This is a genomic window from Desulfovibrio simplex (assembly GCF_055387835.1).
In genome coordinates, this window is record NZ_AP042377.1 from 2,279,888 (window position 1) to 2,301,744 (window position 21,857).

Below are 21,857 nucleotides of genomic sequence, written 5' to 3' on the forward strand. Positions count from 1 at the left end.
TTAACTTTGAAGTGTTTCACTGTTCAAAGTTTTCATTCAGCCACCTTGTGGCGCGCTGCACTTTCGCCCAGCGTTAGAGCACTTACACTTTTTCAAAGTTGAAATGCTCTATCAAGCACGACTTGTCAGCGAAAAACGCATGCCTCAGCAAAACCTGGAGCGCGCTGCGGGTCCCGCCTTCTGCCGTCTACGCCGATTTCTGCCAATGCCTCCTACGCGCCAATCATACTTTGCAGCCAGGCCACGAAACCGACAATGCGCGGGCGGTGCACGTCTTCACGGCGCAAGGCGATATGATAGCTTTGCGTGGCCAGCAATTCTTCCCTGAACGGGGCCACCAGCCTTCCCGCCGCCAGTGCCGCGCTGACAAGCTGCTTTCGTCCAAGGGCGACGCCCAGGCCGTTTTCCGCGGCCATGGCCGCCAATTCCGACCTGTCAAAGCTATAGCCGCTCTGAACATTCAGCCCCGTAACGCCGCACTTCTCGGCCCAGCGCTGCCATTCATCATAATACTGGCTGTTGGGCCAGGGCGTGTTGTCGTGCAGCAGCAGACAATCCTTGAGGCCGTCCTTGCCTTTTTCGGACAGCCGCATGTCTCTGGCATATTCCGGTGAGCACACAGGCAGCACAAATTCCTGCATCAGGGGAATGACATGCAGACGCGAATCGGACACATCGCCATAAAAAATGGCGATATCCACAGAATCCGTCTCAAAATCCACCAGATCATTGCGGCAGCGCAAATGCACCTCCACACCGGGGTGCTGCGCCCTGAAGCCGTAAAGCCTCGGCACAAGCCACGTTCCGGCCAGAGACGGAGGGCAGTGCACCATAAGCGTGCCCGTAAGACCCAGATGGCGTATCCGCCGGATTTCATTCTCAAGATCCCACACAGGCCTTTGCAGAATATCGTACAGGCGCTCGCCCTCGCCGGTCAGCGTGAGCCTGCGCGGGAAACGGTGGAAGAGCGGAAAGCCAAGGGCTTCTTCAAGCTGGCGGATGCGGTGGCTCACAGCGCCCTGGGTGACGCACAGATCCGCCGCGGCCCTGGTGAAACTCAGATGCCGCGCCGCCGACAGAAAAAAGGGCACGGCAGGCATGACGTCCAGCAGTACGGACATATCCATGAATTAGTTTTCCTAATGCGTACGTGAAAGATTTTCGTTTGTCGTTATCACAGAAATACACCAAGGTGCATAAACAGATAGAATCATATCCTAGTGTATCCCGAGTAAACCCTTTTTGGAGCATCCCCCATGAGCTCATATAACACATTAGAAAATTTGATACAAGAATATCCCATACTGCGCCAGATGGCTGCAGGCGAACCGGTGTGCTGGACAAATCCCGGGCTGCGCCCCTTTGCCGAAGCCGCGACCAATAACCCCTTCGGGCTTGAAGACGCACTGGACGCCATGAACAGGCTTGAGCGCTTCGCTCCCTACCTTGCCCAGATTTTTCCTGAAACCGCCTGCAGTGGCGGCATCATTGAATCTCCCGTGCGTGAAGCGCCCGCCATGCGGGCGCGGCTGGAAGAACTGTGGAGCCTCCCCCTGCAGGGCAGGCTTTTTCTCAAGCTGGACAGCCAGCTGCCGGTATCCGGCTCCATCAAGGCGCGCGGCGGATTTTACGAAGTGATGGCCCTGGCGGAGCGCCTTGCCCTGAAAAACGGCATCCTCAAGCCCGGCGACTGCTACAGCAAGCTTGCCGCATCCGAGGCCAGGGAGGCCTTTGGCAAATATTCGCTCGCTGTGGGCTCCACGGGCAACCTTGGCCTTTCGGTGGGCCTTATGGGCGCGGCCCTGGGCTTTAAAACCACCGTGCACATGTCGGGTGACGCCCGCCAGTGGAAAAAGGACCTTTTGCGCCAGCGCGGCGTCACCGTGGTGGAATACCCCGAAGACTACAGCAAGGCTGTGGCGGCCGGACGCGCCCTGGCGGCGAACGATCCATTCTGCCACTTTGTGGATGATGAAAGCTCGCGCGACCTCTTTCTTGGCTACGCGGTGGCCGGTCTTCGCCTCAGGCAGCAGCTCAGGGACGCGGGCATCCGCCCCGACGCGGAGCATCCCCTGTGCGTCTATCTGCCCTGCGGCGTGGGCGGCGGCCCTGGCGGCGTGACCTTTGGCCTCAAGCTGGCCTTCGGCGATGCGGTTTCCTGCTATTTTGCGGAGCCAACCCAGGCGCCTGCCGTGATTCTGGGCCTCATTACCGGGCGCGACGACGCCATTTCCGGTCAGGACCTGGGCCTGCCGTGCAAAACCGCCGCCGACGGCCTCGCCGTTTCGCGCCCTTCAGCCCTGGTGTGCCGCGCCATGCGCTCCCTTGTGAGCGGGCTGTACACCATGCGTGACGAAACCCTGTACCTGCTTTTGCACCATCTGTTCCAGACCGAGGGCATCTTTCTCGAGCCCTCGGCCCTGGCCGGTTTTCCCGGCGTGTGCCACGTGGCGCGCGGCGGTTTTGGCCCGCATCCCCATGCGGCGCAGGGCACACATCTTGTCTGGTGCACGGGCGGCAGCCTTGTGCCCGAACAGGAACGGCAAACATATCTGGCCATGGGAAAAACCTGCGCTGCCGCAGCGGCGCCGTACTGAATCTCACCATGCTTTTCTGACACTAACGTGGAGGTGCGTATGCTGGATATCCTGATAAAAAACGCCCGCATTCTTGATGGAACGGGCAATCCCTGGCAACCGGGCGATGTGGCCGTACAGGACGGGCGCATTGCGGCCATGGGGCGTGTGAAAAAAAAATGGTCGGCTCCGCGGCTGGCGTGGTCAACACGGCCGGGCAGATCGCGGGATTTCTGTCTCCCCTGCTGGTGGGCTACATACTTTCGGTAACCGGCAACAACTACACCATCGTTTTCAACCTCTTTGTGGGCTGCCTTGCCATTGCCGCGCTGCTCTCAACGCGCATCAGAAAGGCTGCCGATCACTAGAGCAGAGCATTTTGAAAGGCACGCTGCCCGGAAGCAGGTTCACGATGAAAGACCTGCCTGACAGCGCAAATATTCCGGCAAATCCATCCGCTGAAATCCGGCTGCCTGCTGCTGCTCCCGTGATGCAGAGCCAGACCGGAAAAACCGGCACCATTCCTTCGGGAATGGTGCCGGTTTCATTTGCGCCCGTGCGCCATGCTTGTGTATTGCACCCCTGGAGCATTTAGCACTTGAAATGCTCGTGTACGGCAGGCAAAAGCCTGCCCACTCGCGTTTCGCGGCAAGGATTTTCCTGAAAATTCTTGCAGAGCAGTCAACTCATTTCATACGTAAACTGCTCTGGACGCCAGAATGGCGGCGGGCGCATTTACGGGACTGCGGGCACGGGTGACGAGACCGGGAGCGCGGATAAACGGGCACGCACGCCCTGTGGCGAGCTCCTGCTCCCGCTGCCGCCAGAACCGCGGCAACGCAAAAAGGCGCCATTCCGAGAGGCGCGCTCTCAGGCAACTTCTTCAGCCAGCCAGCGACGCATGAAGTTCTGCCCCGCCGTGCGGGCGGCTTCTCCCAGCCGTAGCGCGTCAGCCCGTATGGCACGGGGGTCGTTGCCGGTCTGGGCCAGCTCGCAGCAATGGCCGATAAGCCAGGTATCCATAAGTCTGGCGTCCATTTCCGGGTGAAATTGCAGGCCAAGCTGGCCACGACCGCAGGAAAAAGCCTGATGCGGCGTCAAGGGCGTTGCGGCCAGCAGTTCGCATCCTGCCGGGAGATCAAACGTGTCGCCATGCCAGTGGAGCACAGGGGCACCCGCAAGCTCCGCCAGAGGGCCGCGCAGCCCGGCCGAAGTCACGTCCACCGTGCCCCAGCCAATTTCTTTTTCCGGCCCGGCATACACCTTTGCGCCAAGAGCGGCGGCCATGATCTGCGCCCCAAGGCAGATGCCCAGCAAGGGCTTGCCCAAGGCCAGCCGCTCCGCCACCATGGCCCTTTCGTCGAGCAGGAAGGGATAGATGTCTTCTTCGCCCACGCCGATGGGGCCGCCCAGAACCACGGCCAGATCCACATCCTTCCACAGGTCGCTGGTCATGGGGCTCACCCCGGCCTGCACATAGGTCACGGCATAGCCAGCTTCTTTCAAAGGCTGCTCAAAAACGCCCAAATGCTCAAAAGCCACATGCTGCACGGCAACGCAACGTTTCATATTTCCCTCACAGGCAGTAAGTTACGTCCCCGTTATCCACAAGAACAGCCCTTCGCGTCAAACCATTTCTGTTGCGCAAAATTCGCGCGGCCGCCCTCCCCCAGGGCTGCTTGCCCCTGAGAATATATATTCGCAAAAGAGCCCGGAAACGTTACACGGGCATGGCGGGCCAGTCTGGCGCGCCATGCTGGCCATGCGGCGCAAGAGCCACGTCAGCGCTCACAAGGTATCCGGCCACAGCTCGCATGCCCGCGCCAAAAAAAATGCAGAACCGCCAGCGCGAATTCGTCGGCCTTTCCGGCTCTTGGAGGGTTGTCCCGTCTTCGCGCGGGATGCCCGGTGTATGGCGCAGGGCAGAACCGTCAAAAATCAGGACGCTGTCTTGTCACCTGCTTTGACCTTGCTTTCTGTTTTACCGCGAGGCCGCGCACTGCTGATGAGCACGCCAGCCACCACAAGCGCCCCGCCCACAAGACTCAGGAATGGCAACCGTTCACCGGCCATGCGCCCGAAAATCGCCGCCCATACGGGTTCCCCGGCATAGATGAGGGTGGCGCGCGTGGGCGAAATGCTTTTTTGCGCCCAGTTCATGACCAGTTGAATGAGGGCTGTGGCTAATCCAAGCCCGCAGGCGCTGCACACGAGCAGCCAGGAAAATCCCGGTACAGATTCGCCGACAACGGGCATGAGGCTGAAACTCAGTATGGAGGTAACCGTCACCTGCACAACCGTGACCCTGCGTACGTTGACCGACCCGGCAAAGTAGCTGATGAACAGAATCTCAAGAGCGCAGGCCACGGCCCCAAGCAGCGTGAGCATCTCGCCAGCGCCGAAACCCAGCGAAACGCCGTCGGGCCCGGCCAGCAAAATCAGCCCCACCAGGGCGCAGCCCACGCCAAGCCACGCCATGTTGCTTGGGCGATGCCGCATGAACAGCCATTGTAAAACAGGCACGGCAGGCACATAAAAAGCCGTTATAAACGCGGACTTGCTGGCAGAGATGGTGACAAGCCCATACGACTGCAGGGCATAGCCGCCCAGCAGCGAAAGCCCTATGAGGGATCCGGCAAAAAGCTCGTGCACCGTGAGTCCACGCAGAATGGGCAAGGAAATGACCAGGAGCGCCAGAGCCGCCGATCCAAAACGCAGTCCCACAAAAAACAGGGGGCCGGTAACATCCAGAGCGTTGCGTATAATAAGAAACGTCGTGCCCCAGATCATGGTTACGCCAACCAGCGCCCATTCGCCCTGGCTGAGCTGAAAAAATCTTTTATCCCGCATGATGGCAAATACCTGATCCCTCGTGAACGGACTGGGCAAAAGCGTTATGCCCCAGCCCATGTATGACAAAGCGCGTTGCAATTTTCTGCCGACCCCAATACCAGACGGCCAGCGTAACTGCCATTGCTGTACGCAATAAAGCACAAAAAATTGCCGGACGATTGCGGCACAACACCTTGAGGCCGCATTACAAACTCCGACTCCGGCCAGGGCACTGTAGCTTGTGACAGCACAAAAGGGAACCGGCAAAACCGGTTCCCTTTCTGCGGCCAAGACATGGCCGAACTCATATCTTTCGTGACGCCACTGGCCCCACGAAAGCGGATATATCACAAATTGTATTTTTTCTTCGCCTTGTACCCAAGCCACACAAGAACCAGCCACACCGGCACCGCCTCCACCGAGCCGGCCATGTCGATCTGCGTCAGCACCACAAGCACCACGGCCATGAAAAGCAGGCAGAGATAGTTGGACAGCGGATACCAGAAGGCTTTGAACACGATCTTTTCACCGGCCTTTACCTTGGCGGCCCGAAACTTTATGTGCGTAAGGCTGATCATCGCCCAGTTGATGACAAGGGCCGCCACCACCAGAGCCATAAGCATGCCAAGAGCCTGGGCGGGCATAAAGTAGTTCAGCAGCACGCACAACAGCGTCGCGCCCGAGGATATCATAAGAGCGGGAACCGGCACGCCCCTGGCGCTCACGGTGGCCAGAACCTTGGGCGCGTTGCCCTGAAGCGCAAGGCCGTAAAGCATGCGGCTGTTGCAGTACACACAGCTGTTGTACACGGACAACGCCGCGGTCAGCACCACAAAGTTGAGCACATGCGCCGCCGAGGGAACGCCGATAAGATCAAAAATCTGCACAAAGGGGCTGGCCACCATGGCTTCTGCCCAGCGGCTCTTGTCCACTGAAGCGCCAAGCTTGTTCCAGGGGTGCAGGGTCAGCAGCACGGTGAGCGCGCCGATGTAGAAAATGAGAATGCGGTAGATAAGCTGGTTGACGGCCTTGGGGATGGTTTTTTGCGGATTGGATGTCTCTGCGGCTGCAATGCCCACGAGCTCAAGCCCGCCAAAGGAGAAGCTCACCACGGCCAGAGAAGTGAAAACGCCGCCCCAGCCCCTGGCAAAAAAGCCGCCGTATTCCCAAAGATTGCTGACGCTGGCCTCGGGTCCGGCGTTGCCGGACACCAGCAGAAAGGTGCCAAGGCCAATCATGGCGACAATGGCCGCAACCTTGATGGAGGCGAACCAGAACTCCATTTCGCCAAAAACGCCCACCTGGGCAAGGTTTATGCCATTGATGAGAAGAAAGAAAAATGCCGTGGTCTGCCACGGCTCGATACCAGGGAACCAGTACTGCACATACACGGCCACGGCAGTGAGTTCCGACATGCCCACCAGCACGTATAGTATCCAGTAATTCCAGCCGGAGAGCAGCCCGGGAAATTCACCCCAGTACTTGTAGGCAAGGTTGCTGAAAGACCCGGCCACAGGTTCCTGCGCCATCATCTCACCCAACTGTCGCATTATGAGAAAAGCAATAAATCCACCGATGGCATAACTGAGAATGACGGCAGGACCGGCCATTTGAATTGTGCCAGCAGATCCGAGAAAGAGGCCCGTGCCGATGGCTCCGCCAAGGGCAATCAGTTGGATATGCCTGTTTTTTAAGGCGCGGTGCAGTTCTTGTGTGTCTTTTTTCATACCTGGCCCTTAGGTTTATAATGATTCGGGAAGCCATAGCAGCATTCCGAACTTTTGAAAAGACGGCTAACCCCGGTGCAACGTCTCCAAGGCCTTCGAAACGGCTTTGGCCCTGCTGATTTTTTTTGGCGGCATGTAAAAAGAACCTCGTCCCACTGGACAGATGCCCGTCAGTATCGTAAAATTTTTTTGAATAATAAATTTTTTAATGTCACTTGCAGTACTGCGGCCAAGTACGCAGAAATTGAGCGTATAGAACGTAGAAACGAATATCTTTCGTCAACCACAGGAGATCGCCATGAGTACCGTTTTGGGAACGCTTGACCATGTTCTGCTGATGGCCCCCGGCCCCAGCCCCGTTGCCCCCAACGTCCTTCAGGCCATGAGCCTGCCCACCCTCGGGCACCTTGACCCCGACTGCATCAAGGTTATGGACGCCATTCAGGGGCAGTTGCGGGCCGTGTGCAAAACCGGCAACGACGTTACCTTTCCCATTTCCGGCACCGGCTCGGCCGGTATGGAAACATGCTTCGTCAACCTGATTGAGCCCGGCGACGCCGTGCTTGTGATCAACAACGGCGTGTTCAGCTCCCGCATGGTGGAAGTGGCCTCGCGGCTTGGAGCAGAAGTGGACATGGTGGAAAGCCCCTGGGGCACGCCCGTCAAGGTGCAGGACGTCAAGGCGCAGCTGGCGAAAAAACACTACAAGATTCTGGCCGTGGTGCATGCCGAAACCTCCACGGGCGTGAACAACCCTGTGGCCGAGTTGGGCGAACTGGTCAAGGGCAGCGACACCCTCTATCTGGTGGACAGTGTGGCCGGGCTTGGCGGCGTGGACGTGCAGGTGGACAACTGGGGAGTCGACGCCTTTTACAGCGGTTCGCAAAAATGCCTTTCCGTTCCTCCCGGCCTTGCGCCCGCGTCTTTCTCCGAGGCCGCCATGGACGCCATGGCCAGGCGCAAGACCAAGGTACCCAACTGGTATCTGGACGTGTCGCTTATCCGCAAGTACTGGGAAGGCTCCCCGCGCGTGTATCACCACACCGCGCCCATAAACATGTACTACGGACTGCACCAGGCCCTGGACAACCTGTTGACCGAAGGTCTGGACGCCGCTTTCGCGCGCCACAAGGCCATGCACCAGCGCCTGGTGGACGGGCTCGCTGCGCTGGGCTTCAGCCTCTATGTCAAGGAAGGCGCGGCCCCGCAGGTGAACCTTTTTGTGCCGCCCGCCGGCGTGGACGCCAACGCGCTGAAGAGCTGCCTGCGCGAAAAGCATAGGATTGAAGTGGCTGGCGGCCTGGGCGCCCTGGCTGGCAAGGTGCTGCGTGTGGGCGTTATGGGCGAAGGCGCGCGGCCTGAAGCCATTGACAGGCTGCTCACGGCCATACGTGCCTGCATGGGCAAGTAAGTTTCTGAACCATTCCTGGGGGCGGCGGCCATGGCTGCCGCCCGCATCCCGCGTACGCTCAACGGAAATTTCCGGGACAATGGCAAAGGTGCATACCGTTAAAGCGTACGCGCAAGAATTCCATCGCTGATACGCGCCAAAGCGGCTTTTCAAACACCGAGAACATCTGCCCGCGCAATTTGGCCGTACCCGCCACGACACATGGTCACGCTGCCGGATCACAGTGCGTCCCGCCAAGCCATGGGCACGCCATACCTCTGACGACAGAGATCGCAGGAAGCGGGCTGTGCGAGCACACCTGCTGTCTTTGTACGGGGTTTGCAGCGGCGTACAGGCTGAAGCCTGCGCAGCGCCGGCCTCCTGCCTCCGCAAAACCATTTTGTCAACGGTTGCTGTAAACCCTGCGGGCAAGAGTGGAGAGTGGTCACGTCTTCAGGCGGGCGTCCGCTCACGCGGCCGCATACACATCTCAAAGTGCCGCTGCGTCAGCGCTCAGACCTTTTCTTCGTCGCTCTGGGCCTTGACTGCCATGGCCTTACTGATTGAGGCGGCACGGCGCTCACTGTTTTTCTTTTTTTCAATCTCTTCGGTAACACGCCTGAAAAAATCCTCCGGATGCACTCGCAAGGCCTCACAAATGGAATAAATGGCATTGACTGTCGGCTTTTTCAACTCCCGTTCAATGTCACGCAAATAGCGTCTCTCAAGGCAGGCAAAGTCAGCCAGAGACGACTTGGTCATGCCGCGCTCCGCCCGCAAGGCCTCGATCACCCTGGCTATGGCGCTCGAAAGGTATGGATATACTTTCATGAGTATTAATTACACCAAATTCTGCCGATGAACATGTGCTATAGTACTCATAAATTGAGAACTATAGTTTACTTTCCTTTTTTCCGTTTTCTTTTTTGAGCGGTAAGCGCCGCACAATTCTTTTTTACGTATATTCATACCTCCAATATTCCTGTCATTTTGCTTCAGCAAATATTTACACGCCTCACCAAGAATAGGTTTTTAAATAAAAAGACATCCAATGCACATATGATGCAACACAAATATACATCATATATTTGCAACATTAATATACACTATGAATAGCCAATAAAACAATTATAAGTCACACAATATTATTAAACAATTTGTAGTTGTGATTATGGAAACTAAAAATTGGAATATAAATAATCAGTATCAACTTTAACACGCCATATGTATGGCCAAATTGATAATTACATATTGACGCATAAAAATTGTGTTAAACATTTCTCTTTCTTTCCAGTGGCTTTCGGCATCTCAAAACAAGAAGCGACAGCATTATCTATTAGCAACTAGCACCCACATCGCTAAACAAATTTATCTTTTATTATTAGCATGTTGTATGAAAATTTTTGTCGTTTCTCTCGGCCCTTGCACAAATTGCTCGTAATGGCCAATTGATACTTGCTTCAATAATCCAATAAATGTAGAGTAATCCATCATTTGTCACCAATCCATCACTGCGGGCCAAGTTTTCGTCTCTTTTGTCTCCAAGCAGCGAATGTTGGGCCAGGGTGACGTGATTTACGTAATTGTAGCCCGGATCGCTGGCGCCCCCAGAAAACATAGACTATGCTATACGCAGGGCGGCTCCCCGACTTGCTCAAAACCCACTGTGCGGGTGGTATGCTTCTGTAGCATCGAACAAACGCTTCCCTATGATCTGCGAAACCTGAGGAAAGCGCGCATGAAGATGTTTCAGTTCAGGATCCTTTTGCTGGTTCTCTCAATTCTGCTCTTGCCGAGCGTCTGCCCGCGCGCCCACGCGCAGGAAGAAGCTGTGCGCGTGGGCTTTTTCGAATTCGGCGACTACATGTTTCGTGCCCGTAGCGGCCAGTATCAGGGGCTCATCTTTGAGTTTCTGCAAGAAATTTCCAAAAACACTGGTATGCGCTACAAAGTTGTGGACTGCGGCAACTGGACCCGCAGCCTGGAAATGCTTGAGCGCGACCAGATAGACCTTTTACCCTGCGCCATTTATTCACCCGAACGCGCAGAAAGAATGCTCTTTCCCAACCTGCCTCTTGCCAACACCTTCATGACCATCAGCGTCAGGGACGACGACGAGCGCTACACGTTCGAGGACTATGCCGCTTTGGACGGCATGCGCGTGGGCGTTGTGGCCAACACCAGAAACGTCCCCTCTCTTGAAGCCTTTATGCGCGAACACAAGCTGAGCTTGACGCTGGTGCCCTACATCGACATGCAAAGCATGTTGCAAGCGCTGCGCGACAAGGAACTGGACGGCGTAGGCATCACCAACCTTGGCAAAAAGGCGACACCACCACCGCTCGCGCGTAAACGACGTACAGGAAGAAAAGTCTGAGAGCAGGCGTTCTCTGAGTCAATGCGGCTCGGAGCCGTCACTGTTGCGAATGTTCATTCGCAACGCATCACAATATGCGGTTTACCCGTTATGGCGAAGGGCAGCGCGGATAAACCGCGCTTAGCCCTCACGCCTGACGGCTGGCCATGCAGCCGCAGAGCAACTTTAAGGTAAATTGTCCTAGAAGGTGTAGTTCAGTTCTGCAAAGTACGCCTTGGGGTGCGCACATGCGGGGCACATTTCGGGCGCATGGTCCCCGTCCACAAGACAGCCGCAGTTAAGGCAGCGCCACACCGTGGGCTTGGAACGCATGAACATGCGTCCTTCCTTGATGTCGCTGGCCAGCTTCAGAAAGCGCTTTTCGTGATAGGCTTCGGCCACGGCGATATGGCGCATGGCAAAGGCCACTTCAGAAAAACCTTCTTTTTCGGCAGTGGCTGCCATTGAAGGATACATTTCGGTATGCTCATAATTTTCGCCATGGGCGGCGGCAAGCAGGTTGGCTTCGCTGCCGGCGATGACGCCAGCGGGGTAGGCTGCCTGAATTTCGACTTCGCCGCCTTCAAGAAACTTGAACAGCCGTTTGGCATGTTCCTTTTCCTGGGCCGCGGTTTCAATAAAAATTTCTTCCACAAGCACGTAACCGTCTTTTTTGGCCACACCGGAAAAGAAGTCATAGCGGTTGCGGGCCTGGGATTCACCGGCAAAAGCGGTAAGAATGTTCTTTTCAGTCTGGCTGCCCTTCAATGATTTCATAAACCTCTCCTTGAACATGCCAAGCATGCATTTAAGGTATGTGCGCTGTATCGAAATAAAAGGGGACAGCCATTGCCATCCCCAAAATCGACTATAAGAAATGAGAGCAGTTACTGTCAAGTATTTATGCAGACTGCTGCGCTGCTTCAAGCTGGGCTTCCAGAGCCGCTATCTGTGCCTGGAGGGCGTTAATTTTACTATTGATTCCGGCGTCCATCACGCCGCCGGTCACCTGACCGGCAAGACTGGTCAACTGACTTTTAAGAGATTCAATCTGCTTCTTGACGCTCTCAACGGTATTTGTTCCGCCGGAACCGCCTCCAATTCCGGAGGCTCCGTCAGCGCCGCCCGTCCCCTGGGCGGGCTCCTCCGCCTCGCCGCCGGTAAGCCCTTCAACGGAGACTCCGGGAGAGCCGGCCGTTCCGGCCTGCTTGCCGTCGTCAGAGGCCGAGGTGGTATACCGGCCCAGTTTTTCGGCCAAAAGCGCTCTGGCTGTATCGGAGATGCTGACCGTATCGCCGGAATTGCTCCCTGATGCGGCGCTGCTGGCGCTTTTGGCGCTGCCGCTGCTGACTCCCCATAATTCGTCCACGCCAGAAAGACCACTGACGCCATATGCGCTTGTGCTGGACACGCTCATAATTACTCCTTCAGTGCCGGGCACCGGGAAAGTATTGCTCCTCACCCCGCTCCCCTCCGAAGCAGCAAAAGACATGCCACCCTGGAACAGATTACTTTGAGAATGGGCGTTCTCAAAGTTTACGGCACGCCCGCTTCGGCGCTTAACAGCGCAAATAAATAGCGGTGCTGTCTTCGCGGCAGCCGTTGCCCGCAGGGCTTACGGATGGCGACAGCGATTGTAAGGGACAAACCGTGTCGTTACGCATGCTGTCTTCAAGCGTAGTTTCCTGCGTCACAACGCTTTAAGCATCCGTAAGCCCTGCGGGCAACGGCTGAAGCTGCGCTTACGCCTTCGATGCCGGCGGCTGCTCACGCAGTCGCCGGAGCAATTTCAAAGTGAACATGCTCTGATAGCGGGCAAAATTTGCCCACAGAGACCTGGTGACGCCATTCTTTACAGGCGCGCCCACCTGTGGCAGCCTTCTCGCATGGCTGAAAAAAAATCGCCTTCACGGCGCTTCCGCTCTGAGGGCGCGCCTCTGCCCGCCTGCGTCCACCTGCGCCTTGCCGATGGCACCAATCTTACAGCCAGGGTAAGAGTCTCTTCACGTGCCAGACGCACGCGCCTTTCCCTCAGCCCTTACGGGCATCTGACCATCACCACGCCTGAAGGCATGTCCGTATCGCTGCTTGAACAAACCCTCCCCCAGTTTTTGCCATGGCTTGAACGCGCATGGAAAAAGCGCAGGGCCACTGCCCCGCGGCAGCAACTGCCTTCAAATATTGAACTGCCTCTGGCCGGGCTGACGTTTGCGGTGCGGACTGAGGGCGATATGGCGGCGGGCAGGCTGGTGGCGGCACGGCATCACGAAAACCATTTTTCCCTGCTGGTGCGGCAGGGTTCGCAAAGGCTGCTGCTGGTGCAAAGCCCCGGCTGCCTGCGCCTGTTCGGCGCTGTTGAAGACGCCGGTTTGTGCGTCAAGGCCCTGCGCCAATGGTGCCGCCATATGGCTGATGTCCTGCTTCCGGCATATCTGAACAGTCTTGCGCGGCAGGCAGGCTTTGCGCTTGAAAAAATCAGCGTGCGGGATCAACGCTCGCGCTGGGGCAGTTGCGCCCGTACGCGCAGGCCCAAGGTTGCGGCCAGCGGCAGGAACCGGCCGCAGGATAAAGACAGGCAAGGGGCACAGGACGGCACAGTGCGCGACGGCTCCCTCCCCACGCAGGGCAGGGCCGGAAGACTGGCGGCAAAGCTCTTCAGCCTGTTCGCCACCAAAACTGAAAACAATGGCGGCAGGCAGGTCGGCCTTATGACCGCCAATCAGGAGTGCAGGCCCGCGGAGCAGCAGGGGCAGCCGGTCGGGCGCATCAGCCTCAACTGGCGGGCGGCGCTTCTTCCCCTGCCCCTTCTGGAGCACCTTTGCTGGCACGAGTTGTGCCACCTGCGCCATATGGACCATTCCCCGGCCTACAGGGTCGAGCTTGCCCGATACTCGCCCCGCTGGCCGGAGCAGGAAAAAGCCCTCAATAACGCATGGCGCGACCTGCCCTGGTGGGCGCTGCCCGGCGAAGGCGGACAGGATCCGGCTGAAAACGAAGAAGGCTGATCCCCACACGTCCGCCAGACCAGAATGCCGCTGCGGATATGAACGTGGCCTTGATTCTGCCGCAAATCGCAGTTTTCGGCTGAATGGCAAACTGAACTGTAAAGCATTCCAGCGGTAATATGCCCTGGGCAGTGTCGTCAGAGCAATTTAAAAGTTACATTGCTCTGGCGGATGCGGGAGCAGACGCCCGCCACGGAGGCGTAAGCGCAGCTTCAGCCGTTGCCCGCAGGGATTGCCTGAACCGTTGACGGAACCGTCTTACGGGGCAGGACAGCATCGCTACGGATGCTTCAAGCGTTGTGACGCAGGAAACTACGCTTGAAGACAGCATGCGTAACGACACGGTTTGTCCCTTACAATCGCTGTCGCCATCCGTAAGCCCTGCGGGCGCGTTAGCCGTTGCAGCGTCAGCGGCTTACGGATAACGACAGCGACTCTTTGAGTAAGATTTTTGCGTAACTCATTGCCGTCTTTATCCGTAGCTTCCTGCGTCACAACGGCTAAAGCAACGGCTGCCGCGAAGACAGCACCGCTATTTATTTGCGCTGTTAAACGCCGAAGTGAGCGTGCCTCAAACTTTGAAAATGTATATTGTCAAAGTTAATCTGCTCTAGGGTTTCAGGTCGCCCATAGAGTTGGCTCTTCCCGCCAGCACGATGGTATCCCCCTTTTGCAGCACCGTCATGGCCGGGGGCACAAAGTTGAAAGAGTGTTCGCCCACAGGGCGTATGCCCAGCACCATGACGTTAAACCGCTGCATCAGATTGAGGTCAATCAAGGTTTTGCCATGCCATTCGTCCACCTTCAGCTCCTGAATGGCTATGCCGCCATACTTGGGGATAAGGTCCAGCATGCCGGGATAGGTAAGCTGATGGGCGGCCATGACGGCGGCCTCCATTTCTGGCACAAGGGCGCGGTTAACGCGCAGGCGCTGCAATATCTTGCGGTGTTCCTCGTTGGAGGCCTTGACCCATATCTTGGGGCCGCCCAGTTCCTGCACGTTCAGGGTGATGCTCAGCGATTGTTCCACGCTCTGGCCCACGCTGATGACCACCCAGTCCAGGTCCTGCACATGCAGCGAACGCAGCACAGCTATGTTTGTGGCGTCAGCCTTGTACACGGAATTCAACGCATCTTCGGCCCGCTGCACCTGCGCGTCGGACATGTCTATGCCAACCACCGTATGCCCCAGAGAAACCAAAGTGGTGGCCATGCGCAGCCCGAACTTGCCCAGGCCGATAACACCGATTTCAAGTTTCTTTTCCGCCATATATCTCTCGCAATAACGCTCCGCTGCTGGCGGAAACGCCTTTGTGCCCGGCACGGCTTCCTGTCCATGCCAGGACGTCTGTTACAGGAGTGCCGCTCAAAGCGGCGCAAAATTTTTTTGGGGCCGCAAACCCCGGCACAAAGCCCGTTCAGGCCGACCCGGCGCGGCAATACGTCTCGCCCGCACCCCCCCGCGCACCTTGCCGCACAGGCAGAAGCGATTCGTGCAGCGCGCCGGCCGTGCCTGAGGTCGTGCGTCAGTCGAGCGCGGGCCGCATCCCGGTCTAACCGATGGGCAGCTGGGTTTCCGCCACGGTATAGGCCTTGCGCGGCTGAAGGCTCTGCACGGCCATGAGCAGGCTCAGCAGGCCCACGCGCCCGGCAAACATGTTGACGATGATAATGCCCTTGCCCTCCGCGCTCAGTTCTGGCGTGAGATTCAGGGAAAGCCCCACAGTGCCGAGGGCGGACACTTCTTCAAACAGAATACGCAAAAAAGACGGCCCTTCAGTCGTTGTTCCGTGCAGTATCCCGTATTCCGTGATGCTGAGCAGAAAGGTGGAGATCCCTACCAGCATTGAGTAGAAAAAAAACAACGTCAGGGCGCGGGCGACGTTTTCCTCCGGCACGCCCCTGCCTTCCAGCACTATCTGCCTGTCGCCACGAAACTGCGTTGCAATATAGCCCACCAGCACCCTGAACGTCACCACCTTGATGCCGCCAGCGCACGAACCTGGCCCGCCGCCCACAAACATGAGGGCCATGATCACCAGCAGGCTGGCCTCGCTGAGGCTGGCCATGTTGACGGTGTTGAAACCAGCCGTGCGCGCCACCGCCGTCTGAAACAGGGCCGTCAGGGCCAGATCGAAACCGTCGCCAAGGGCGTGCTCGTTGCCCACTCGCCAGAATTCAATGGCAAAGCCCATGGCCGCGCCCACAACAATGAGAAAGATGCTGGTTTTCAGCACCAGGCGGCTGAACCGGCTGAACTGACGCACCGGCAGGCCGATCCGCCCTCCGGAGATGATGCCGAGCGCCTCGCGCAACACGCCAAAGCCAATGCTGCCCAAAAAAACGCTGGCCGTGATAATACTGTTTACCACCACATCCTCACGAAAATTCATGAGGCTGTTGGAACTGAGTGAAAAGCCCGCATTACAAAAGGCCGACACAGCGTGAAAAACCGCGCTGAACGGATAAAAAAACACGGGATCATGCCAGTACAGCAGCAGGGCCGTTACCGCCTCAATGCTGAAGACAAGGGCCAGCACCTGCACAAGAAAGGACCTGAGATTAAAATCATCCCCAAGCAATGCCTGGCTCACGGCTTCACGGCTGGTGAAGGGCACATGGTTGCGCCAGAGCAGAAAAATAATGCTTGTATAGGTCATGATGCCGAGACCGCCCAGTTGCACGAGCAAAAGCAGCACGGCCTCGCCAAAGGGGCTGAGTACGGCGCTGATGTCCACAGGCGTAAGTCCAGTAACACACACGGCGGAGGTGGAAAGAAAGGCCGCGTCTATCAGACTGAGGCTGTGCCCCTTCTGCCAGCTCGCAGGCGTGTGCAACAATGCAGCCCCGACGGCAATAACCGCCAGGAAAGAAAAAACGGGCCAGGTGAGGGGACTGAAAAATCGGTTCCACTGCATTCTCCCCATGTAAGCCAGGCGTGACGGGATTGCAAGGCAGATGACGCCCGCCGGCAATCTGCCTGCCGCGCGAAGCCCCGCCGCATTGCCGGCAGTGCCGTAAATCCTGCGCAATGTAAGCATGGTGCGCTGACATTTTCCACCGACATTTTCCTCCCTGCACGCCTGCAGCGGCGCATCGCGCACAGCGGCGCATGGAATACGCACGCAAGCGCTCTTTACAGATGGCGGAGCTACGCGTATGCTTTTACATGAGCTAGGGGAACCGTGCTGACGATAGTTACACGGCTGAGAGTGGGAAAACCCAGACCCTATGAACCTGACGCAGTTCGCACTGCCGGAGGGAAGCCGCAGCCACGAGCTCTACCGCTGCTTGTGGTTTTTTTTGCGCCCTGCGTCGCAACCCGCGAGGCACACATGTCTACCACACTTTGTTCCCAGAACGCCGCTCTGCGCGGCCTTCTGGACACGCATCTTGCCGCCCTGGCCGCCGAAGAGGGGCTGACCCCCGAGGCAGTCATCGCCGCCCTTGAAGCCGGAACCATGGTTCTGCTTGGCAATCCCGCCCATGTCGGGCTCAAGCCCATTCTCGTGGGCCAGCCTGCCAGGGTCAAGGTCAACGCCAACATCGGCACATCCCCCCTGAACAACTGCCCCAACACAGAAGAACGCAAAATCCACGCCGCGCTGGACGCGGGCGCGGACACGGTCATGGATCTTTCCATCGCCGGGGATCTGGACGCCCTGCGCCAGGGCATGCTGGCTGCCTGCCCCCGTCCTCTGGGTACTGTGCCGCTCTACGCCGTAGGCCAGCAGATACTTGACGCCGACCGCGAGATCACCAGCATGCGGCCCGACGACCTTTTTGACGAAATAGCCAAGCAGGCCGCGCAGGGCGTGGACTTTGTGACCGTACACTGCGGCCTTTCCCGCCGTGGCGCCGAATTGGCCGTCAAGAACAACCGGGTTCTGGGCATAGTCTCGCGCGGCGGCTCCATGCTGGCGCGCTGGATGCTTGAAAACGGCCGCGAAAACCCCCTGCTTGAATATTTTGACCGCCTGCTCGACATCTGCCGCCCCTACAACGTCACCCTGTCCCTGGGGGACGGCCTGCGCCCCGGCGCTGGCGTGGATGCCGGGGACGCCGCGCAGTGGGAAGAAGTCATCAATCTTGGGCGTCTCGCCAAGTACGCGCTTGAGCGCGGCGTACAGTGCATGATCGAAGGCCCCGGCCATGTGCCGCTTAATCAGGTGCGTACCCAGATTCAGGGCATCAAGCGCCTGACCAACAATGCGCCCCTCTACGTGCTTGGCCCCCTGTGCTGCGACAGCGCGCCCGGCTACGACCATATAGCCGGAGCCATCGGCGGCGCCCTTGGCGTGGAAGCCGGTGTGGATTTTCTCTGCTACCTCACCCCTGCCGAACACCTCACCCTGCCGGATGAAGACGATGTGCGCGCGGGCGTCATGGCCTCGCGGGTGGCGGCCCAGGTGGGCGAAACCGCTCTGGGCCGTCCCCATGCCGTGGCGCGCGAGGCTGCCATGAACGCAGCCCGCAAGGCTCTGGACTGGGACGGCATGTCCAGGGCCGCCCTTGACCCCAAGATGCTCGAAAAACGCCGTGAGGCTCACAAGTCTGAAGAAGTGTGCGCCATGTGCGGCAAGTTCTGCGCGGTCAAGATGCTGCGCGACCATTAAAAACAGCGGATTGCCTTTGAAAACAGGCGGCATCATGGCCATACGCGAAGACTGACCACGAAACACAGAATCGACGGCCAAACCCGAAGGCAAGGCACGAAGAGCAAACACGAAAGCCAGATCAAAGGCCAAACGCCAAGGCAAGCCTCAAAGGCAGAGCACGCCAGTTACGTCCTTTGGCCGCGCAAATTCACAGCAACGCCGTCTCCACCGCAGATTCCGGCGGTAAGGACTGACACCGCGCTTGCGCTTCCACCACAGGCGGCTGCTCCGGCAGCCGCCTGAGCGTTTCACCATGGGCTCGCGCCGGGTATGCTGTTATAACGGACGTACGGGCGTCGGGATGACAGGCGGCAGGCGGCACAGGGTTCTGCCCGCCCAACGTTTTTGCGGCCTTTGCGCGGTACAGCGGGCAGCCGGCCAAGGGCACGACCGGCCCGACGTTCCGCGCCGAACCGTTCCGGGCAGGCAGGCTCCCTGTGGGCGCTTCTTGACTCCAAAGAGTCCTGCATATATGCCTCATCCTTGCCCGCCCTTTGGCGCGGGTTCACTATTCCCTACTGCCCGGCGTAACCCGGTATGCGAAGCACTATGAACGTACCCGTTCCTGTGGCCACCGTAGGCCTTCTGCTTTTTTCCAACGTTTTCATGACCTTTGCCTGGTACGGGCATCTGCGCTACAAGGGCGCGGCCCTGCCCGTAGTGATTCTGGTCAGCTGGGGGCTGGCTTTTTTCGAATACCTGCTGCAGGTTCCCGCCAACCGCATCGGCTACGGGCACTTTTCGGCAGCGGAACTGAAAACCATTCAAGAGGTCATTTCCCTGACCGTTTTTATGGTTTTTTCCACCCTGTGGCTGCATGAACCCATGCGCTGGAACCACGCGGTGGGCTTTGGGCTTATTGTGCTGGCCGCGTGGGTGATTTTCAAGGAGTGGTAGCATGGAATTCGGTCTTGTAGCCCTGCTGGCCGGCATTGCTGCCGCCTTTGCCGGAGGCTTTATCGACGCCATCGCCGGAGGGGGCGGGCTTGTCACCATGCCCGCGCTGCTGCTGACGGGGGTACCGCCGCACATGGCCCTGGGAGCCAACAAGTTCAGCGCCTGCCTTGGCACCTGCGTGGCTTTGGGCAATTTTGCGCGCAGCCGCCTTGTGCTCTGGCGCGTGGCCCTGGCCGGGCTGGCCTTCTCTCTTTTAGGCTCCTGGGCGGGCGCGCGCCTGGCGCTGCATGTGGAACCGGCACTGTTGGGTAAAATCTTGGTGGGGCTTTTGCCCGTGGGCATGTGCGCCACCCTCATGCCGCGCAAGGAGCGGACGGGCGGCCTGGACGAAGTGACCCTGCACGGCCCGCGCCTGTGGCTGCTCACGCCCATGGTCTGCCTGCTCATCGGCGCGTATGACGGATTTTTCGGCCCCGGCACGGGCAGCTTTCTGATACTGGCCTTCCACTGGATTCTGCGCATGGGCCTTATGGAAGCATCGGCCACGTCCAAGGTGCTCAACCTCGCGTCCAATTTCGCCGGACTCATGGTCTTCATGATCAACGGCGTGGTTGTCTGGAGCCTGGCCCTGCCCATGGCTGCGTCCTGCTGCCTTGGCAACTGGCTTGGCAGCCGCCTGGCCATCCGGGTGGGCTCCGCCGCCGTGCGCCGCTTTCTTATGGTTTCGCTGAGCCTGTTGCTGCTTACCCTTGTGTGGCAGTATTTTCTGGCTCCATTCATGCGGTAGGCCATTGCCCCTTGAAATGCTTTGTGGGGGAGGGACCCTTTTGCAAAAGGGTCTCCTCCCCCACACCCCCACCCCCTAAAACTCTTATTATATTTTACTGTAATACAACGAGTTTTCTGGTCTCTAGTGGCGGAGACCAAAAACAGAGCCTTCCAGCCATCACACCATTTCAAAATGTATCTGTTCCAGGCTTTGTCTGCTCCGCCCGCGCGCCAGACACTACGTCAGCCGTAGCCCGGGATGGCGGCAAGGGCCACCCCCCGTCCGAACCCGGGGCAATTTAAGAAAACACTGATTAAAGAGCCTCTTGGAAACGCGCAGTTGTTTCGTTTGGCAAGGCGCGATCTTTTTTTGAAGCAGGAGTGGACCCTTCCGTCCTCGACTGTTTCAAAAAAAGTGAAGCAACGCCGCCAAACGGAATAAATCAGCGTTTCCTTATAAACACAAAGGCCCGTGCACAGTGCACGGGCCTTTGCGGTATGGGTGTAAGAAACTTATTTCTTGGCGTCCTGCTGCATCGTGTCACGAACCTTTTCGGCTTCTTTCAGTTCATCTTGCGCTTCACGCAATTTCTGCTGCCGTTTTTCGATCTTTTTGCGCGCATCGCCCTGGGCAACGGACTTGTCCAGATCTGCCTGACGCTCCGCTACTTTTTCCTGCTTCTCAAGCACCTTGATTTTGGCTTCGGCCAGTTCGCCGTCATCCGTGCACCACGTGCGCACGTTTTCCAGGGCGCGCTCAAGTCCGGCCGCCCGGCCCGTGTTCTTGTGCTGCTTGGCGATACTCAGCTGGCGCTCAAGCTCGGCTATTTTTTTAGTGCAAATACCTTCAGCGCGTGCCGATACGGCAAAGGCGGAAACCACAACTGCACAAGCGCACATGCACGCTATCTTCATCATATTTTTGATCATATTTTCTCCTTTTTTGGCCCGGACAGAGTCTGAGGCATGCTCCGGGGCGGGCATGTCATGCCCATTGTTATCCTTATATAGGGTACAAACAAAAATCCAACATATGCGACTCTTGTCCGTTTATTAGCGGCACTATATACTTATTATAAACTGGCCGCCATTGCGGTCGCAACCTCTACCATCAAGGAGCCACACATGCGTACGTTGATTTTCACTCTTGCTCTTGTGCTTACCCTGGGGTTGAGCGCTGCCCAGGCTGCGTCCGTCAAAACCCATCTGCCCGGCGACCTTACCCTGGAAGAGGCGCAGGACATTCTCAAAGCGGCGCTGTCCAAGGCAAAGGAAGTTGCCGTTCCAATGAACATTGCCGTGGTGGACGCGGGGGGAAACCTTAAAATTTTCGCCCGCGAAGACGGAGCCTTTCTTGGCAGCATAGATATCGCTCAAAAGAAGGCCAGGACGGCCCGCTATTTCAACATGCCCACGGCCGAACTGGGCGCTGCCGCGCAGCCCGGCAAAGAACTTTTCGGCATCGAGGTGACCAATAACGGACTCGCCATCTTTGGCGGCGGGGAATTGCTGGTGCGCGGCGGCGTCGTCGTTGGGGCCATCGGCGTAAGCGGCGGCAGCGTTGCGGAAGACACCACAGTGGCCAAGGCGGGAGCGGCGGCCCTGCGGCAATCGTCCAAAAAATCTTCTTTTTAGATTATGTTACCTT

General features: G+C 57.9%; 22 protein-coding genes. 11 read left to right on the forward strand and 11 right to left on the reverse strand.

The window, feature by feature from the left end; all coding sequences use genetic code 11:
• Window positions 1-212: 212 nt before the first annotated feature.
• Window positions 213-1,127, reverse strand: coding sequence for a LysR substrate-binding domain-containing protein (locus tag ACZ5DH_RS09470; RefSeq protein WP_464254054.1), 915 nt, complete (start codon window positions 1,125-1,127; stop codon window positions 213-215).
• A gap of 156 nt (window positions 1,128-1,283) precedes the next feature.
• On the opposite strand from ACZ5DH_RS09470, the gene ACZ5DH_RS09475 reads away from it, so the two are divergent.
• From ACZ5DH_RS09475 to ACZ5DH_RS09485, 3 genes are all read left to right on the forward strand, one after another.
• On the forward strand, window positions 1,284-2,597 hold the full coding sequence (locus ACZ5DH_RS09475) for a D-serine ammonia-lyase (RefSeq protein ID WP_464254055.1): 1,314 nt from the start codon (window positions 1,284-1,286) through the stop codon (window positions 2,595-2,597).
• Window positions 2,598-2,755: 158 nt separating this feature from the next.
• Window positions 2,756-2,944: a hypothetical protein gene (locus ACZ5DH_RS09480; RefSeq protein ID WP_464254056.1), complete on the forward strand. Its 189-nt coding sequence runs from the start codon at window positions 2,756-2,758 to the stop codon at window positions 2,942-2,944.
• A gap of 44 nt (window positions 2,945-2,988) precedes the next feature.
• Window positions 2,989-3,171, forward strand: coding sequence for a hypothetical protein (locus tag ACZ5DH_RS09485; protein ID WP_464254057.1), 183 nt, complete (start codon window positions 2,989-2,991; stop codon window positions 3,169-3,171).
• Between the two features lie 275 nt (window positions 3,172-3,446).
• Here ACZ5DH_RS09485 and ACZ5DH_RS09490 read toward each other — a convergent pair whose 3' ends face one another.
• The 3 genes from ACZ5DH_RS09490 to ACZ5DH_RS09500 all read right to left on the reverse strand — a co-directional run bounded on the left by ACZ5DH_RS09490 (window position 3,447) and on the right by ACZ5DH_RS09500 (window position 7,135).
• The gene (locus ACZ5DH_RS09490; protein ID WP_464254058.1) at window positions 3,447-4,145 is read right to left on the reverse strand and encodes a glutamine amidotransferase; all 699 of its coding nucleotides are present in this window, start codon (window positions 4,143-4,145) and stop codon (window positions 3,447-3,449) included.
• Window positions 4,146-4,514: 369 nt separating this feature from the next.
• Entirely contained in the window at window positions 4,515-5,426 is a 912-nt protein-coding gene (locus ACZ5DH_RS09495) for a DMT family transporter (RefSeq protein ID WP_464254059.1), read from the reverse strand.
• A gap of 329 nt (window positions 5,427-5,755) precedes the next feature.
• Window positions 5,756-7,135, reverse strand: a complete 1,380-nt coding sequence (locus tag ACZ5DH_RS09500; RefSeq protein ID WP_464254060.1) for an amino acid permease — start codon at window positions 7,133-7,135, stop codon at window positions 5,756-5,758.
• A gap of 298 nt (window positions 7,136-7,433) precedes the next feature.
• Here ACZ5DH_RS09500 and ACZ5DH_RS09505 point away from each other — a divergent pair, with 298 nt between their 5' ends.
• Window positions 7,434-8,546 (forward strand): pyridoxal-phosphate-dependent aminotransferase family protein, encoded by a 1,113-nt coding sequence (locus ACZ5DH_RS09505; protein ID WP_464254061.1) that lies wholly within the window; start codon window positions 7,434-7,436, stop codon window positions 8,544-8,546.
• 492 nt (window positions 8,547-9,038) lie between these two features.
• Here the strand turns inward: ACZ5DH_RS09505 and ACZ5DH_RS09510 are convergent, their stop codons facing one another.
• Window positions 9,039-9,356: a helix-turn-helix domain-containing protein gene (locus ACZ5DH_RS09510; RefSeq protein WP_464254062.1), complete on the reverse strand. Its 318-nt coding sequence runs from the start codon at window positions 9,354-9,356 to the stop codon at window positions 9,039-9,041.
• Window positions 9,357-10,263: 907 nt separating this feature from the next.
• On the opposite strand from ACZ5DH_RS09510, the gene ACZ5DH_RS09515 reads away from it, so the two are divergent.
• Complete coding sequence (locus ACZ5DH_RS09515) at window positions 10,264-10,902, forward strand: transporter substrate-binding domain-containing protein (RefSeq protein WP_464254063.1); 639 nt, start codon at window positions 10,264-10,266, stop codon at window positions 10,900-10,902.
• A 180-nt stretch (window positions 10,903-11,082) separates the two neighbouring features.
• Here the strand turns inward: ACZ5DH_RS09515 and rbr are convergent, their stop codons facing one another.
• The 3 genes from rbr to ACZ5DH_RS09530 all read right to left on the reverse strand — a co-directional run bounded on the left by rbr (window position 11,083) and on the right by ACZ5DH_RS09530 (window position 12,575).
• Window positions 11,083-11,658: a rubrerythrin gene (rbr, locus tag ACZ5DH_RS09520; RefSeq protein WP_464254064.1), complete on the reverse strand. Its 576-nt coding sequence runs from the start codon at window positions 11,656-11,658 to the stop codon at window positions 11,083-11,085.
• A gap of 124 nt (window positions 11,659-11,782) precedes the next feature.
• Window positions 11,783-12,298, reverse strand: a complete 516-nt coding sequence (locus ACZ5DH_RS09525; RefSeq protein WP_464254065.1) for a FlxA-like family protein — start codon at window positions 12,296-12,298, stop codon at window positions 11,783-11,785.
• A 142-nt stretch (window positions 12,299-12,440) separates the two neighbouring features.
• Window positions 12,441-12,575: a hypothetical protein gene (locus ACZ5DH_RS09530; protein WP_464254066.1), complete on the reverse strand. Its 135-nt coding sequence runs from the start codon at window positions 12,573-12,575 to the stop codon at window positions 12,441-12,443.
• 192 nt (window positions 12,576-12,767) lie between these two features.
• Here ACZ5DH_RS09530 and ACZ5DH_RS09535 point away from each other — a divergent pair, with 192 nt between their 5' ends.
• On the forward strand, window positions 12,768-13,886 hold the full coding sequence (locus ACZ5DH_RS09535) for a YgjP-like metallopeptidase domain-containing protein (RefSeq protein WP_464254067.1): 1,119 nt from the start codon (window positions 12,768-12,770) through the stop codon (window positions 13,884-13,886).
• A 299-nt stretch (window positions 13,887-14,185) separates the two neighbouring features.
• Window positions 14,186-14,311 carry a hypothetical protein gene (locus ACZ5DH_RS09540; RefSeq protein WP_464254068.1) on the forward strand — a complete coding sequence of 42 codons (126 nt, stop codon included), beginning with the start codon at window positions 14,186-14,188 and terminating at the stop codon, window positions 14,309-14,311.
• A gap of 185 nt (window positions 14,312-14,496) precedes the next feature.
• Here ACZ5DH_RS09540 and ACZ5DH_RS09545 read toward each other — a convergent pair whose 3' ends face one another.
• Together ACZ5DH_RS09545 and ACZ5DH_RS09550 are read right to left on the reverse strand one after the other, a co-directional pair.
• On the reverse strand, window positions 14,497-15,156 hold the full coding sequence (locus ACZ5DH_RS09545; protein WP_179979791.1) for a potassium channel family protein: 660 nt from the start codon (window positions 15,154-15,156) through the stop codon (window positions 14,497-14,499).
• A 283-nt stretch (window positions 15,157-15,439) separates the two neighbouring features.
• The gene (locus ACZ5DH_RS09550; RefSeq protein ID WP_464254069.1) at window positions 15,440-17,011 is read right to left on the reverse strand and encodes a TrkH family potassium uptake protein; all 1,572 of its coding nucleotides are present in this window, start codon (window positions 17,009-17,011) and stop codon (window positions 15,440-15,442) included.
• Between the two features lie 210 nt (window positions 17,012-17,221).
• On the opposite strand from ACZ5DH_RS09550, the gene thiC reads away from it, so the two are divergent.
• From thiC to ACZ5DH_RS09565, 3 genes are all read left to right on the forward strand, one after another.
• Window positions 17,222-18,502 carry a phosphomethylpyrimidine synthase ThiC gene (thiC, locus tag ACZ5DH_RS09555; RefSeq protein WP_464254070.1) on the forward strand — a complete coding sequence of 427 codons (1,281 nt, stop codon included), beginning with the start codon at window positions 17,222-17,224 and terminating at the stop codon, window positions 18,500-18,502.
• A gap of 591 nt (window positions 18,503-19,093) precedes the next feature.
• Window positions 19,094-19,441 carry a DMT family protein gene (locus tag ACZ5DH_RS09560; RefSeq protein ID WP_464254071.1) on the forward strand — a complete coding sequence of 116 codons (348 nt, stop codon included), beginning with the start codon at window positions 19,094-19,096 and terminating at the stop codon, window positions 19,439-19,441.
• A 1-nt stretch (window position 19,442) separates the two neighbouring features.
• Complete coding sequence (locus ACZ5DH_RS09565; RefSeq protein ID WP_464254072.1) at window positions 19,443-20,228, forward strand: sulfite exporter TauE/SafE family protein; 786 nt, start codon at window positions 19,443-19,445, stop codon at window positions 20,226-20,228.
• 494 nt (window positions 20,229-20,722) lie between these two features.
• Here ACZ5DH_RS09565 and ACZ5DH_RS09570 read toward each other — a convergent pair whose 3' ends face one another.
• Window positions 20,723-21,139, reverse strand: coding sequence for a DUF1090 domain-containing protein (locus ACZ5DH_RS09570; protein WP_464254073.1), 417 nt, complete (start codon window positions 21,137-21,139; stop codon window positions 20,723-20,725).
• Window positions 21,140-21,334: 195 nt separating this feature from the next.
• Here ACZ5DH_RS09570 and ACZ5DH_RS09575 point away from each other — a divergent pair, with 195 nt between their 5' ends.
• Window positions 21,335-21,844: a GlcG/HbpS family heme-binding protein gene (locus ACZ5DH_RS09575; RefSeq protein WP_464254074.1), complete on the forward strand. Its 510-nt coding sequence runs from the start codon at window positions 21,335-21,337 to the stop codon at window positions 21,842-21,844.
• Window positions 21,845-21,857 lie beyond the last annotated feature (13 nt).